This is a genomic window from Brevibacterium sp. 239c (genome assembly GCF_900169365.1).
Lineage (GTDB): Bacteria > Actinomycetota > Actinomycetes > Actinomycetales > Brevibacteriaceae > Brevibacterium.
The window spans coordinates 26114-39110 of sequence record NZ_FXZH01000006.1; the positions used below are offsets into that span (position 1 = coordinate 26114).

10 protein-coding genes are annotated in these 12997 nt (G+C 61.3%); 5 read left to right on the top strand and 5 right to left on the bottom strand.

Annotated features, from left to right (window positions below):
- Positions 1-58: 58 nt before the first annotated feature.
- Positions 59-1690 carry an ABC transporter substrate-binding protein gene (locus BSP239C_RS07250; RefSeq protein WP_101571389.1) on the bottom strand — a complete coding sequence of 544 codons (1632 nt, stop codon included), beginning with the start codon at positions 1688-1690 and terminating at the stop codon, positions 59-61.
- A gap of 349 nt (positions 1691-2039) precedes the next feature.
- On the opposite strand from BSP239C_RS07250, the gene BSP239C_RS07255 reads away from it, so the two are divergent.
- Positions 2040-3578, top strand: coding sequence for a sodium:alanine symporter family protein (locus BSP239C_RS07255; protein WP_101571391.1), 1539 nt, complete (start codon positions 2040-2042; stop codon positions 3576-3578).
- 143 nt (positions 3579-3721) lie between these two features.
- Here the strand turns inward: BSP239C_RS07255 and fbaA are convergent, their stop codons facing one another.
- Entirely contained in the window at positions 3722-4744 is a 1023-nt protein-coding gene (gene fbaA, locus BSP239C_RS07260; protein ID WP_096157663.1) for a class II fructose-bisphosphate aldolase, read from the bottom strand.
- 183 nt (positions 4745-4927) lie between these two features.
- On the bottom strand, positions 4928-6808 hold the full coding sequence (locus BSP239C_RS07265) for a BCCT family transporter (RefSeq protein WP_101571393.1): 1881 nt from the start codon (positions 6806-6808) through the stop codon (positions 4928-4930).
- A gap of 199 nt (positions 6809-7007) precedes the next feature.
- On the opposite strand from BSP239C_RS07265, the gene BSP239C_RS07270 reads away from it, so the two are divergent.
- Positions 7008-8327 carry an MFS transporter gene (locus BSP239C_RS07270; RefSeq protein WP_101571394.1) on the top strand — a complete coding sequence of 440 codons (1320 nt, stop codon included), beginning with the start codon at positions 7008-7010 and terminating at the stop codon, positions 8325-8327.
- A gap of 135 nt (positions 8328-8462) precedes the next feature.
- On the opposite strand, the gene BSP239C_RS07275 is transcribed toward BSP239C_RS07270, so the two are convergent.
- Positions 8463-8951, bottom strand: a complete 489-nt coding sequence (locus BSP239C_RS07275; protein ID WP_101571396.1) for an SRPBCC domain-containing protein — start codon at positions 8949-8951, stop codon at positions 8463-8465.
- Between the two features lie 52 nt (positions 8952-9003).
- Entirely contained in the window at positions 9004-9345 is a 342-nt protein-coding gene (locus BSP239C_RS07280) for a helix-turn-helix transcriptional regulator (RefSeq protein ID WP_101571699.1), read from the bottom strand.
- Positions 9346-9433: 88 nt separating this feature from the next.
- Between BSP239C_RS07280 and BSP239C_RS07285 the strand changes: the two genes are divergently transcribed.
- From BSP239C_RS07285 to BSP239C_RS07295, 3 genes are read left to right on the top strand one after another with little or no spacing between them, the layout of a single operon-like run.
- The gene (locus BSP239C_RS07285; protein ID WP_101571398.1) at positions 9434-10258 is read left to right on the top strand and encodes a TetR/AcrR family transcriptional regulator; all 825 of its coding nucleotides are present in this window, start codon (positions 9434-9436) and stop codon (positions 10256-10258) included.
- Positions 10255-11271, top strand: a complete 1017-nt coding sequence (locus BSP239C_RS07290; RefSeq protein WP_101571400.1) for an ABC transporter ATP-binding protein — start codon at positions 10255-10257, stop codon at positions 11269-11271. The genes BSP239C_RS07285 and BSP239C_RS07290 overlap by 4 nt, the downstream gene beginning before the upstream one ends.
- A complete protein-coding gene (locus BSP239C_RS07295; protein WP_101571402.1) occupies positions 11268-12989 on the top strand; it encodes an ABC transporter permease in 1722 nt (573 codons plus the stop codon). The genes BSP239C_RS07290 and BSP239C_RS07295 overlap by 4 nt, the downstream gene beginning before the upstream one ends.
- Positions 12990-12997 lie beyond the last annotated feature (8 nt).

Consider the following 12997-nt stretch of genomic DNA (forward strand, 5'->3'; position numbering starts at 1 on the left):
CGTCGGGGCAGAGCCCTGCGCACTCTCACGTCGATGGCGACGTGCGTGGTTCGCGCTCTCATTTGCTCAGCAGCGCCAACCGGAACTGGAACGCCGGGTCAAGGGTGTCGTCGACGCCCTTGACATCCTTGCCTGACACCGCGATCTGGTTGCCCTGAAGCAGCGGCAGGGACGGCAGCTCATCGGCCAACTGACCCTGGATCTTCTTCAGCGCTTCCGCCCGCTTGCCCTCGTCGTCGATGGAGGACTGAGCATTCAGTTCCTTGTTCATCGTCTTGTCACGGTAGTGGTTCGCCAGGAAGCTGGGCGTCTCGTCGGTGTCGTAGAAGAACGGCACCAGGTAGTTGTCGGCATCCGAGTAGTCGGGGAACCAACCCAGCTGGTACATCGGGTAGGCGTCATCGGTGCGGTCCTTGTTGTACTGCACCCATTCGGTCGACTGCAGCTTGACCTTGAACAGCCCCGTCTTGTCCAGCTGATCCTTGACCAGAGCGTATTCATCGCCCGAGGAAGGACCGTAGTGGTCGGGGTTGTACTGCAGGTTGAGCGTGACAGGGGTCTTGACGCCGGCGTCCTTGAGAGCCTTCTTGGCCTTGTCGACGTCGGCACCGCCCTGACCGTCTCCGTACTCCGACTTCAACGGTTCATCGGCTCCCGGCAGTCCGTCGGGAACGTGGGAATACAGAGGAGTGAAGGTGTCCTTGTACACCTGGGAGGCAATGGCCTGGCGATCGACCGAGTCTGCCATGGCCTGACGCACGGCCAAGGACTTCTTCTTATCCGCGTCATCGGTCTTGGCACCGAAGGGCATCGTGTCCATGTTGAAGACGATGTAGCGGATCTCGCCGCCAGGGCCCTTGTGGACCTTGAGGTCCTCGTTCTTGCCGAGGTCTTCGACATCGGTGGCCGAGAGCGAACGCCAGGCCACGTCGATCGTGTTTTCCTGGACGTCGAGCTTCATGTTGTTGGCGTCCGAGTAGTACTTCATCTGCACGGTGTCGGTCTTCGCAGGCTCGAGGTAGCCCGCGTAGTCCTTGTACGCCTTGTAGGTGATCAGTTCGTTGAACTTGAAGCCGTCGATCGTGTACGGACCTGCAAAGGCCTTGCCGTCGACGATGTCCTGGTTCTCGGTGATCTTGTCCGGTTCGAATACGTCCTCATCGACGATCGGCCCCACGGCGCTGGCCAGCACGCCTGGCCAGGTCTGGTCATTCTTGCGCTTGAGGTTGAAGATGACCGTGGAGTCATCCGGGGTCTCCACTGATTTCAGGCCGCCGAGGAGGGACGACGGTCCGTTCGGATCCTGGATCTTCAGCTGTCGATCGAATGAGAACTTCACATCCGAGGAGGTGAGTTCGTTTCCGTTGGCGAACTTCAGTCCGTCCTTGAGCTTGACCTCATACTTCGTCGGCTCGCTGAAGTCCGCCGATTCTGCGATGGAGGGGTTGAGCTCCGCGGTTCCCGGCTTGTACGCCAGGATGAACGGGTAGACCTGCTGCTCGACGAGCGAGCTTCCGTTGTCATAGGCACCGGCCGGGTCGAGAGCAACAACCTTGTCTGTGGTGCCCACTGTGAGGGAACCACCGCCCTCTTTGCCGTCTTTGTCGGTGGCCGAGGTAGAGCATGCCGAGAGTAGCAAAGCGCCGGCAGCGGCGATGGCCACTGCCTTTGCACCAGTTCGACTTTTCATTGTGTTCCTTGTCATCCAAAGTGCTCTCCGTGTCGTCTTTGCTCGAAGAGATCCGCACCACATCCTACGGCGGCCGTCCCAAATAGTGAACCGAATACTATGATTCGGCCCACTCTGTCATCACTTTGAAACATGGCGATGGCTCCACCGAAAACGGAGACCGGCCTGATTTCTCGGGCTGTGACTACGAGATTTGCGTCGCGGGTCACAATCCGTTTGACTTATGAGGTCGGTCACAGCGAAATCCCATGCTCCCTTCCGTGATCGCCCATGCAAATGCTTGGTCCGGCTCCTTGCTGGATTCCGCTCACTGTTCGATTCCATTGTTTGCCTCCCTGATTGGAGAAGCATGTCCGCAGTCCTCGACTGGCTCAACAACATCATTTGGTCATCTGCCCTCGTCTACCTGTGCCTCGGTGCCGGTGTCTACTTCACAATCCGCTCGCGCGCAGTCCAGATCCGACAGATCAAAGCCATCTTCACGCAGATGTTCCGCGGCAAGAGCTCCGATGAGGGTGTCTCTTCATTCCAGGCACTTGCGATGTCGCTGGCCGGTCGTGTGGGCGTCGGCAACATCGCCGGCGTCGCCACCGCCATCGGCTTCGGCGGCCCCGGAGCGATCGTGTGGATGTGGATCTCTGCGCTGCTGGGCGCGTCGACCTCCTATGTCGAATCAACGCTCGGTCAGGTGTTCAAGGAGCAGGACCCCAAGACCGGCGAGTACCGCGGTGGTCCGGCCTACTACATCGAGAAGGCCTATCGTCATACCAAGGCCAAGGGACTGTTCAAGGTCTACGGCATGGTCTTCGCGGCTGTAACCGTCTTGGCCATGAGCTTCATGCTTCCCGGCATTCAGTCCAACGCGATCTCCGGTGCCGTTGAGAACGCGTGGGGAACTCCGACCTGGATCACGGCGGTCATCCTCGCGATCATCATGGGCTTCATCGTCATCGGCGGAGTCAAGCGCATCGCGCACTTCGCCTCATTGGCCGTACCCTTCATGGCCGTCATCTACATCATCGCCGCGATCGCCGTCACGCTCATCAACGCCGACCAGATCGTCCCGGTCTTCGAGCTCGTGTTCAAGTCGGCCTTCGGCATCGATGCCGGTCCAGAAGCCGCCTTCGGCGGAATCATCGGCATGGCCGTCCAGTGGGGCGTCCAGCGCGGAATCTACTCGAACGAAGCCGGTCAGGGCACCGGACCTCACGCGGCTGCGGCCGCCGAGGTCTCACACCCATCGAAGCAGGGCCTCGTCCAGGCCGGTTCGGTCTACATCGACACTCTGTTCGTGTGTTCCGCCACCGCGTTCATGATCCTCTCCACCGGCATGTACAAGGTCTTCGGTGATGATGGTGAGACGATCATCGGAACGGGCCGTGGTCAGATGGTCGAGTCGATCGCTGCGACTCCGGGCGAGAAGTGGCCACAGGCCGGTCTCGACACGATGATCTCCGGCTTCGGCGCTGGTTTCATCGCGATCTCGATCTTCCTCTTCGCACTGACGACTATCGTCGCGTACTACTACATGGCCGAGACCAATCTGGTCTACCTGCTGGGACGGTTCAAGAACCCCCTGGCGCTGACCATCGGCACACGCGTCCTGCAGGTGCTCATCCTCGTCGCGGTCGCCGTCGGTGCAATGTCGACCTCCGGCAGCGCCTGGGCGCTCGGCGATATCGGTGTGGGGCTCATGGCATGGCTCAACATCATCGCGATCCTCTTCCTGCAGGGCCCGGCGTTCAAGCTCCTCCGGGACTTCGAACGTCAGAAGAAGCAGGGCCTGGATCCGGTCTTCGATCCCAAGGCGCTGAATATCAGAAATGCCGACTTCTGGGACAAACGATCCGCCCGTGTGAATGCGGGCGAAGCGGTCTCGGAAGGCTGAGCACAACTCAATAATTGAATACAAGTCAGTGAATGCTCGCGAGGTCCGGGACAATGGCGTCCCGGACCTCGCGTCGTACTGCTGAGCTGTTAGTGCTGGTGTGCTGTCACTTCAACTTGCTGCACTGATCCTGAGTGTGCCGATCACTTCAGGCTGGTGCCTGCGGAACCGAGGTTCTGGCAGGCCTCGACGATGCGATCAGCCATGCCGGCTTCGGCCGCCTTGCCATAGGCGCGCGGATCATAGATCTTCTTGTTCCCAACCTCACCGTCGATCTTGAGCACCGCGTCGTAGTTGCGGAACATGTGCTCGACGACCGGACGGGTGAAGGCGTACTGGGTATCCGTGTCGATGTTCATCTTCACGACACCGTGACGGACCGCCTCGGCGATCTCTTCGGCGCTCGAACCCGAACCACCGTGGAAGACGAGGTCGAAGGGTTTGTCCTTGCCCACCTCGGCGCCGACATCGGTCTGGATCTCACCGAGCAGTTCCGGGCGCAGCTTCACATTGCCCGGCTTGTAGACACCGTGGACGTTTCCGAAGGTCAGAGCCGTGAGGTAGCGACCCTTCTCGCCCGAGCCCAAGGCCTTGACCGTAGCCAGGCCGTCGGCAACCGTGGTGTAGAGCTTGTCGTTGATCTCGTTCTCGACACCGTCCTCTTCACCGCCGACGACGCCGACCTCGATCTCGAGGATCGAGTGCGCGGCCGCCGAGAGCTCAAGCAGCTCCTCGGCGAGGACGAGATTCTCGTTCAGCGGGACAGCGGAACCGTCCCACATGTGCGACTGGAAGTAGGGCTCGCCACCATTCTTCACACGTTCGGTCGACAGAGCCAGCAGCGGCTTCACCCACTCTTCGACCTCCTTCTTCGGGGCGTGGTCCGTGTGCAGTGCGATGTTGACGTCGTAGCTCTTGGCCACCTCGGCGGCGAAGACAGAGAACGCGATGGCACCGCGCACACGGTCCTTGATCGTCGGGCCGGACATGTATTCGGCACCGCCGGTCGAGATCTGAACGATTCCATCGGATCCGGCCTCAGCGAAGCCGCGGATGGCCGCATTGATCGTCTGGGAGGAGGTGCAGTTGATCGCGGGGTACGCGAAGCCCTCTGACTTCGCCCGGTTGATCATCTCGGCATACACTTCGGGGCTTGCAATAGGCATATGGGCTCCTTGGTCGTTCGGGGTGGTGCGCTTATCGGTTGATCCCAGGTTACTCGGTCACCGGCGGGCGACAGAAGCACTCCCCGCCGTGCACACCAAATTCTCGTCGATGGCATGTGCAACGACAGAGGCGACCCGGGTTCCACCCCAAGTCGCCTCTGTCGTTTCGGCAGTGCCGGCTGCCTAGTGAACGCCCTTGGACTTCCGGTCCTCCTTGGACGCCCTGCCCAGGACACCCTTGGTCCGCGACAAACGGTAGTCGATACGGGCATCGACCTTATCGCCGAGGTACTCGTCGAAGTCTTCAGCGATGTGCTCACCGACCTCATGGTAGCGCTGACCGGTTTCGATCTCGCGCGTCCGGGCGGCTTCAATTTGGAATGCACGAACGGTGGAGATCGATATCAATATGAGAATGATGCTGAAGGGCAGCGCCGTGGCCAAAGCGGCCGCCTGCAGCGCTCCGAGTCCGCCCGCCAAGAGCAGACCGATCGCCAGCACACCCTCAAGCCCGGCCCACAGGACGCGTGACCACATCGGTGGATTCGGGTGCCCGCCGGAGGCGAGCATATCGACGACGAGCGAGCCCGAGTCCGAGGAGGTGATGAAGAAGATCGCCACCAGGATGATGGCTACTCCAGAGAGGATCCCACCCCAGGGAAGTGATCCGAGCACATCGAAGAGCACCTTCTCTGCGACGACTCCTTCATCCGGGTCGACCAGGTCGCCGGATCCGAAGAGCTGTTGGAAGATTCCTGTTCCGCCGAGCGCGGCGAACCAGATGAACCCGACTACTGTCGGTACAAGCAGGACACCGGCGATGAATTCCCGCACGGTCCGACCGCGAGAGATACGTGCGATGAATACGCCCACGAAAGGTGCCCACGAGATCCACCAACCCCAGTAGAAGATCGTCCACGTCGATGCCCAGGTGTTGCCTTCATCACCGGTGTAGGCACCGACATCGAATGTCATATTGAAGAAGTTCGCGAGGTACACACCGAGGGATTCGATGAGGTTCTGGAACAGGAACAGCGTGGGGCCCAATAGCAGAATCGAGATCAGGAGGAGCCCGGCCATCGACAGGTTGATGTTCGAGAGCCACTTGATTCCCGCGCCCACTCCCGAGACGACGGACATCGTGGCCAGGAACGTGATGACAACGATGAGGATGACAAGGAACCCGTCGCCGTATTCGCCGACGAGTCCGATCTCCTTGAGCCCCGACGAGATCTGTTTGACTCCCAGCCCGAGCGAGGTCGCGATGCCGAAGACCGTGCCGAAGATGGCGAGGATATCGATGACATCACCCATCCATCCCCTGACGCGGTGCCCGAGCAACGGCTCAAGTGCCCACCGGATCGAAACAGGACGTCCGCGGCGGTGGATCGCATAGGCCAGTGCCAGACCGATCACCGCGTAGATCGCCCAGGGGTGCAGTCCCCAGTGGATGAAGGTCTGAGCCATTGACAATTTGGCGATGGTCGCTTCGTCACCCGACCAGCCCGGTTTGGGATCAGCTGTGGCATACGACAGGGGCTCGCCGACGCCGTAGAAGACCAAACCGATGCCCATACCAGCGGCGAAGAGCATCGCGAACCAGGAGAAGACGCCGAATTCGGGCTTCTCCCCGTCGCGACCGAGCGTGATCTTTCCGAATTTCGAGAATCCGAGAACGATTGAGAAGAGGACGAATCCGCCCACAACAAGCATGTAGTACCAGCCGAGGTTGGCCACGATCCAATCGTTGACGTTGGTAAGAACCGTGTCCGTGCCCTTGGGCAGGAGAATCGCCAGCAGTGCCACCAGAATAATGGTGATCAGCGCGGGCCAGAACACGGCCGGAGCGATCAGGCCCTTGCCGAGGCGCACCCCCTGCGCTTTCAACTTGGCAGTGATCTCATCATCAGTGTCGGCTTCTGCCAGCGACACATCGCGCGACAGATGCAATCTGATCGGATCGGGTCCTTTGACCAACAGGTGAGGATTGTCTATGTCGTTTTTCGGCGCAGAGGAGGTCGTTTCTCCCACCTCATTGCCCTCTGCTTCGTCGGAGGTATCCATGAGGCCTTTCGATTCGAGCGGTCGTGAACGACTACCCACTCTGCCGCAATACACCATTGCTATCAAGCCATCTCTCAGGAATCATGCGGGAAACTCACCATGAGCACCGCTCCTCTGGCTGATAGCAGCACTGGCGACCACCACCGGCACAAAGAGGGGGCAGGCACCGGCAGACGCGAAGATTGCGTACAGTGCAACCATGGAGACACAAGGCAGCACCCGGCTGAGTCCCAGTTCTCGCATCCTCAGCTGGGCCCTTTGGGACTGGGGATCGGCATCGTTCAATGCCGTCATCATCACCTTCGTCTTCGCCCCCTACCTGACGAAGAGCGTGGCCGCGACCGAGGAGGCAGGCTCCTCTGCCCTCGGCTGGTCGACGGCTGCCGCCGGACTCATCATCGCGCTAGTAGCACCGGCAGCCGGCACTCGGGCAGACTCCGGCGGGCGGCACAAACTGTGGCTGGGAGTCCACACCGGGATCGTCATTCTCACGATGTTCGGCCTCTTCTTCGTCCGCGACTCCCCCGAATATCTGTGGCTGGGTCTCCTCCTCATCGCCATGGGCAGCGTGTTCTTCGAATTCGCCGAGGTGTCCTACAACGGCATCATGGTCCGCATCACCCAGCCCGACAATGTCGGGAAAGTCTCCGGCTTCGGCTGGGGCATGGGCTACGCCGGTGGCCTCGTGCTGCTCGTCATCCTGCTGGTCCTCGTCATCCAGCCCGAGGTGGGGCTCTTCGGCGCCGGCGATGAAGGTGGAATGCGATTCCGCGTCGTCGCCGCTCTGTCCGCAGTCTGGTTCGCCATCTTCGCTGTCCCGGTGATGTTCACAGCACCGAGCGCCAAGGCTTCAAAACCTTCGGGCGGACATCCGATCAAGGCATTCATCGCCGACTACGGCGCACTTGTGCGTCGGCTCGTGCGGATGTGGAAGCAGGAACACCAGACGCTGCGGTTCTTCATCGCCTCGGCAGTGTTCCGTGACGGACTGGCCGCAATCTTCGCCTTCGCCGGTGTCCTCGCGGCGGGCAGCTACGGCTTCTCCCCCGCCGAGATCATCATCCTGGGTGTGGCAGCCAACGTCGCGGCCGGTGCTGGCGCCATGATCGCCGGAGTCTTCGATGACAGGCTCGGGCCAAAACCGGTGATCATCGCCGGACTCATCATTATCCTGCTCGGCGGCATGCCGATCCTCTTCAGCGATGCCCCGGTCGTGTTCTGGGTCTGCGCACTGGTGCTCAGCTTCTGCGTCGGGCCGGTGCAGTCTTCGAGTCGGTCGTTCCTGGCCAGGATCACTCCGCCTGAGAGAGCCGGAGAAAACTTCGGACTCTACGCCACGACCGGTCGCGCCGTGAGTTTCCTGGGTCCGGCCATGTTCGCCGTCTCGATCTCGATCTTCGGATTCCAGCGGGCCGGCACCCTGGGTATCCTCGTTGTGCTGTTCATCGGCCTGCTCCTCATCATCCGGGTCAGGCCCGATGCCCCGGCTAAGTCGATGCAGGCACAAGTCGAAGGGTGAGAACGGGGCCGCGGGCTCGGACCTCTGTGCTGGAAGGCAAACGGTTGGCATGTTCTCTTCGATCTGAGCACGACGATCGAAGAGAACATACCAATCGTTTACGCATCCCGCACCGGCCTGCTTCGGTCGCCTGCTTCAGACTTTGACCAGCAGCTCGTCGATCTGGTTGATCGCTCCGGTCGAGCCTTCGACGACGCCCATGTCGAGTACGGTCTTCAGACCCTCAAGGGAGTCGAAGGACGATTCGTAGGTGACGCGAGTGCCGCCCTCGATCGCTTCGAAGGTGTAGGTGTTAGTGCTACCCGGCATCGAATCGACTGCGTTGAAGTCTTCATCTGCGAAGTAGTCGCGAAAGACGAAGCGTGCAGGCTCCTCCACCGAGGAGACTTCCCAGAGCCCACAGAACTTCTCACCCTCTGGGCTGGTCATGTAGTAGGTGACCCTGCCGCCAGGAGTCAGCGAGTGGTCGACGACCGTGGCCGGATAGGTGGGTGGCCCCCAGACTCGCTCCAACTGGCGCGGGTCGGCGTAGACCTCCCAGACTCGCTCCGGCGTCGCCGCAAACTCAGCGACCAACGTCAGGGTCAGTGTCTCTTCATCATGAGTGGTGTCTAGAACTGGCATGGCTTCTCCTCGAATGTCTCATCTCCCGCCCAGTTGACGGGATCGGGTCACTTCATCGACCGGCAGCCTCGTCGTCGGCAAGCAGGTCATCGATGCGCGCGACTCTCGCACGCCACATGTCCTCGAGCTCGTTCAGCAGCGACGCCGCGGTACGGATCGCTCTCATCTCGACTTGAGCGATCTGCGCCCTGCCGACCCGCCGCTTCGACACAAGTCCCGCGCGCTCAAGCACGGCAACGTGCTTCTGCACCCCCGCGAAGCTCATCTCATAGGAGCCAGCGAGCTCGGACACCGAAAGCTCTTCATCCATGACACGCCGCACAATGTCCCGTCGCGTCCGATCGGCCAATGCGTGAAACATCGCATCCACCTGATCATCACGAAGATCTTCCATGCCTCCAATCGTACAACCAGTTAGTTGTATGTCAAGAACCCTCCGGAACCTATTGACTTGATGATTGAACACGCGTTTAATATTAAACATGCGTTCAACACATGGTGATTCGAACTCGAAGAAGTCTGGCACAGAGAAGGAGCCGGACCCGGCTGGCGCGCGTTCAAGCCGCTCTCCCAATTCGTCTCCCGAGACAGCGGAGCGTATCCTCACGGCCGCCATCCAGGAGTTCGCCGAGCACGGATTTGCGAAGACGACGATCCGTTCCATCGCTTCGACGGCTGAGGTCTCTCCCGGCCTCGTCATCCACCATTTCGGCTCAAAGCAGGGTCTTCGCACGGCCTGTGATGACCACGTGTTCGAAGCCATCACCGATACGAAGTCCCGCAATGTCGAATATGCCTCCTTTGCTGTGCAGGCGATGTTCGAGGACCCTGCCATGACCACCAACCTCAGCTACCTCATGAAGTCCCTGCTCGATCCCAGTGAACACGGGCAGCGCTATTTCGAGCATTACATCGACCTTGTCGAGAGCTACATCGCCCACGGCTTCGCCGGATACACGTTTCGACAAAGCGATGACCGCCGGGGCCAAGCAGCAACGATCGCGACCCTGGCTCTGGCCCCATCTCTCCTCGAACACCGACTGCAGACGTCACTGGGCACGAACGACACAGCAGGGACGATGACGCGCCTTGCCCCTCATCTACTCGACCTCTACCTCAACGGAGCTCTCGCGACGGTCCCCGATGGTGCGAACCTCAGCGATATGGCCCCCGGCCCCAGCGACGGGAACAGCGACGGGAACAGCGACGGCCCCAGCGACGGCCCCAGCGACGGGAACGCTGCAAGGACCCCTGACTCATCCGATTCCTCAGAACCCACAGATCCCCTTGGAGGCGATCAACTATGACCACGACAACGAACATCCCAGCATCCGCCTCGGCGAGCCTTGCCCACGACACTGCAGCCATCTCCATGCGGGATGTGGTCAAGAGCTACGGCCGCGTACGCGCTCTCGACGGACTGTCCCTCGACGTCGCCCGCGGTGAGGTTCACGGCTTCCTCGGCCCGAATGGCGCGGGGAAGTCCACGACCATCAGAATTCTGTTGGGAATCCTCAAACACGATTCGGGCAGCATCAGACTCCTCGGTGAAGACCCCTGGTCCAAGGCCGTGTCTCTGCACCGCAGACTCGCCTACGTTCCCGGCGACGTCGAACTGTGGCCCAGCCTGACCGGGGGCGAGGCAATCGACCTGTTCGCTCGGCTGCGCGGCGGAGTCGATACCCGCAGACGGAACGAACTCATCGAGCGCTTCGACCTCGATCCACGTAAGAGGGGCCGGACGTATTCGAAGGGCAATCGACAGAAGGTTGCGCTGATCTCCGCGCTGGCCTCCCACGTCGATCTTCTGCTCCTCGATGAGCCGACCGCCGGCCTCGACCCGCTCATGGAGGCCGTGTTCCAGCAGTGCATCAGAGAGGCGAAGGAGGAAGGCCGCACGGTTCTGCTATCGAGCCACATCCTTGCTCAGGTGGAGGCGCTGGCCGATCGTGTGTCGATCATCAGGTCCGGGACCATCGTCGAGTCCGGTGCTCTGGCAGACCTGCGTCACCTCTCGCGAACGACTGTCACAGTGCAGGTGGAATCGGACATTCCGCAATTGACTGACATGCCCGGCGTCCACGACCTGGTCCGGGAGGGACCACAGCTTCACTTCAGCGCCGATACCGCCGAGCTTCCTGCCATCATGCGCGCCCTCGGCGAGCACGACATACGATCGCTGACGGCCACTCCCCCGACGCTCGAACAGCTGTTGCTGCGCCACTACAGCGATCCCGGTGACGGTGGCAAACCCGGTGACGGTGGCAACCCTGTCGCCGGCAGCGCCGACCACGAAATCCTGACCAGGGAGGAATCATGACGCTGCAGACGAGCTCCGGGGACAGTTCCACACGCGGCCCCTCGGGGCACGAGACCTCGGTGCACAATCACACCCGCTATGGCCGTCATGCCGAGGATCGCTCAGGATCTGAGGTGGCAGGGTTGTGGACCCTGCTCAGACTCATGGTCAGACGAGACCGGTGGCGAGCGCCCATCTGGATTCTCAGCCTCACAGTTCTGACTGCCTACTTCGCGAATGCGATCGCTGTTGTCATGGATGGCGACACTCTCGCATCGATGGTGGTGTTCGCGAAGAATCCCGTGATGGGGCTGATCACCGGCCCCGGCTATGGGATGGATGACATCACGATTCCGCGCTTCGTCGTTGGCATGTACGGAGTCTTCCTCATGCTCGGTGCCGCCCTCATGTCGATCCAGACGATGACCAGGCACACTCGCGCCGAGGAGCAGACCGGCCGGGCGGAGCTGATTCGGGCGAATGTCACTGGTCGCCATACTCAGCTTCTCTCCGCTTTGATTCTCACCCTGGTGATGAACCTTGTGGCCGGGTTCCTCATGTCACTGGCGTTCTTCTTCTCCGAGGCGAAGCCGGAGCCCTTCACCTCCGCGCTCCTCTTCGGTGCAAGCATCGCCGCAGCAGGGTGCGTATTCGCCGCGATCTCCGCAGTCACAGTGCAGCTGACGTCGTTCGCCCGCGCAGCCTCGGGCATCGCAGGTGCGGTGCTGGCCGCAGCATTCGTCACCCGCGGTCTCGGCGACATGTCGGCCGTGGCTGGCGGCGATCTGTCGTGGTTGTCCTGGCTCTCCCCTCTGGGATGGTCACAGCAGACGGCACCGTACACTCTCGACAGGTGGGCTCCGCTGCTGCTGTCGGCCGCGGCTGTGATCGTCCTCGTCCCTTTAGGCCTGTTCTTCCAAGCCCGCCGTGACCTGTCGGCGGGGATCTTCGCCGACCGCCTCGGTCGAGCCCACGCTTCAGCTGCACTGTCTACGAGCCTGGGATTGGCGTTGCGGCTGCAGCGGTCGAGCCTGACCTGGTGGTCGGTCGGCGTCTTCGTCATGGCGATGATCTTCGGATCCTTCACCGGAGCTATGAAAGAAGGAGCAGCAGGAATGCCCAAGGAGATCCTCGACCTCATGGGTGGTTCACGTGGGATCGTCGACGGATACATCGGCTACATGGCCCTCTACTTCGCCATGATCGTCGCCGCCTATGCGATCATCGCCGCCTCAGGTCTGCGGGCCGAAGAATCGGGTTTCCGCACGGAACCTGTACTCGCCACGGCCGTGGGGCGTGGCCGGTGGGTGCTGTCGTGGACGCTCGTAACTCTGCTCGGATCACTCTGGCTCATGACCCTGGCAGGTGTGGGCGAAGGACTGGGCACGGCTGCATCGACCGGAGACTGGTCATTGCTGGGGCCGGCAGTCCTCGGCCACGTCGCTCAGACCGCCTCCGTGTGGGTTCTGCTCGGGCTCACTCTTGCGCTCTATGGAATCGCACCGAGGCTGCAGGGACTGGTCTGGATCATCTTCGTCTACAGTGCCGGCATGGCCCTGTTCGGTCAGATGATGCGCCTCGACGACGCAGTCCTCGACACCTCTGTGTTCGTCCACATCGGGCAGTACCCAGCCCAGGATCTGTCCGCCGAGGCGGTTGTGGTCCTGACCGCGGCCACAGCGGTTCTCGTTGCCCTAGCGGTGCTCGGATTTCGACGCAGGAACCTCATCACGGCGTGAGCGGCACC

What these genes read in the sequence shown, in the direction of transcription:
- BSP239C_RS07250 (WP_101571389.1), bottom strand. Translation starts at nt 1,690, where the DNA reads ATGAAAAGTCGAACTGGTGCAAAGGCAGTGGCCATCGCCGCTGCCGGC.
- BSP239C_RS07270 (WP_101571394.1), top strand. Translation starts at nt 7,008, where the DNA reads ATGGAGACACAAGGCAGCACCCGGCTGAGTCCCAGTTCTCGCATCCTC.
- fbaA (WP_096157663.1), bottom strand. Translation starts at nt 4,744, where the DNA reads ATGCCTATTGCAAGCCCCGAAGTGTATGCCGAGATGATCAACCGGGCG.
- BSP239C_RS07290 (WP_101571400.1), top strand. Translation starts at nt 10,255, where the DNA reads ATGACCACGACAACGAACATCCCAGCATCCGCCTCGGCGAGCCTTGCC.
- BSP239C_RS07265 (WP_101571393.1), bottom strand. Translation starts at nt 6,808, where the DNA reads ATGGATACCTCCGACGAAGCAGAGGGCAATGAGGTGGGAGAAACGACC.
- BSP239C_RS07255 (WP_101571391.1), top strand. Translation starts at nt 2,040, where the DNA reads ATGTCCGCAGTCCTCGACTGGCTCAACAACATCATTTGGTCATCTGCC.
- BSP239C_RS07275 (WP_101571396.1), bottom strand. Translation starts at nt 8,951, where the DNA reads ATGCCAGTTCTAGACACCACTCATGATGAAGAGACACTGACCCTGACG.
- BSP239C_RS07295 (WP_101571402.1), top strand. Translation starts at nt 11,268, where the DNA reads ATGACGCTGCAGACGAGCTCCGGGGACAGTTCCACACGCGGCCCCTCG.
- BSP239C_RS07285 (WP_101571398.1), top strand. Translation starts at nt 9,434, where the DNA reads ATGCGTTCAACACATGGTGATTCGAACTCGAAGAAGTCTGGCACAGAG.
- BSP239C_RS07280 (WP_101571699.1), bottom strand. Translation starts at nt 9,345, where the DNA reads ATGGAAGATCTTCGTGATGATCAGGTGGATGCGATGTTTCACGCATTG.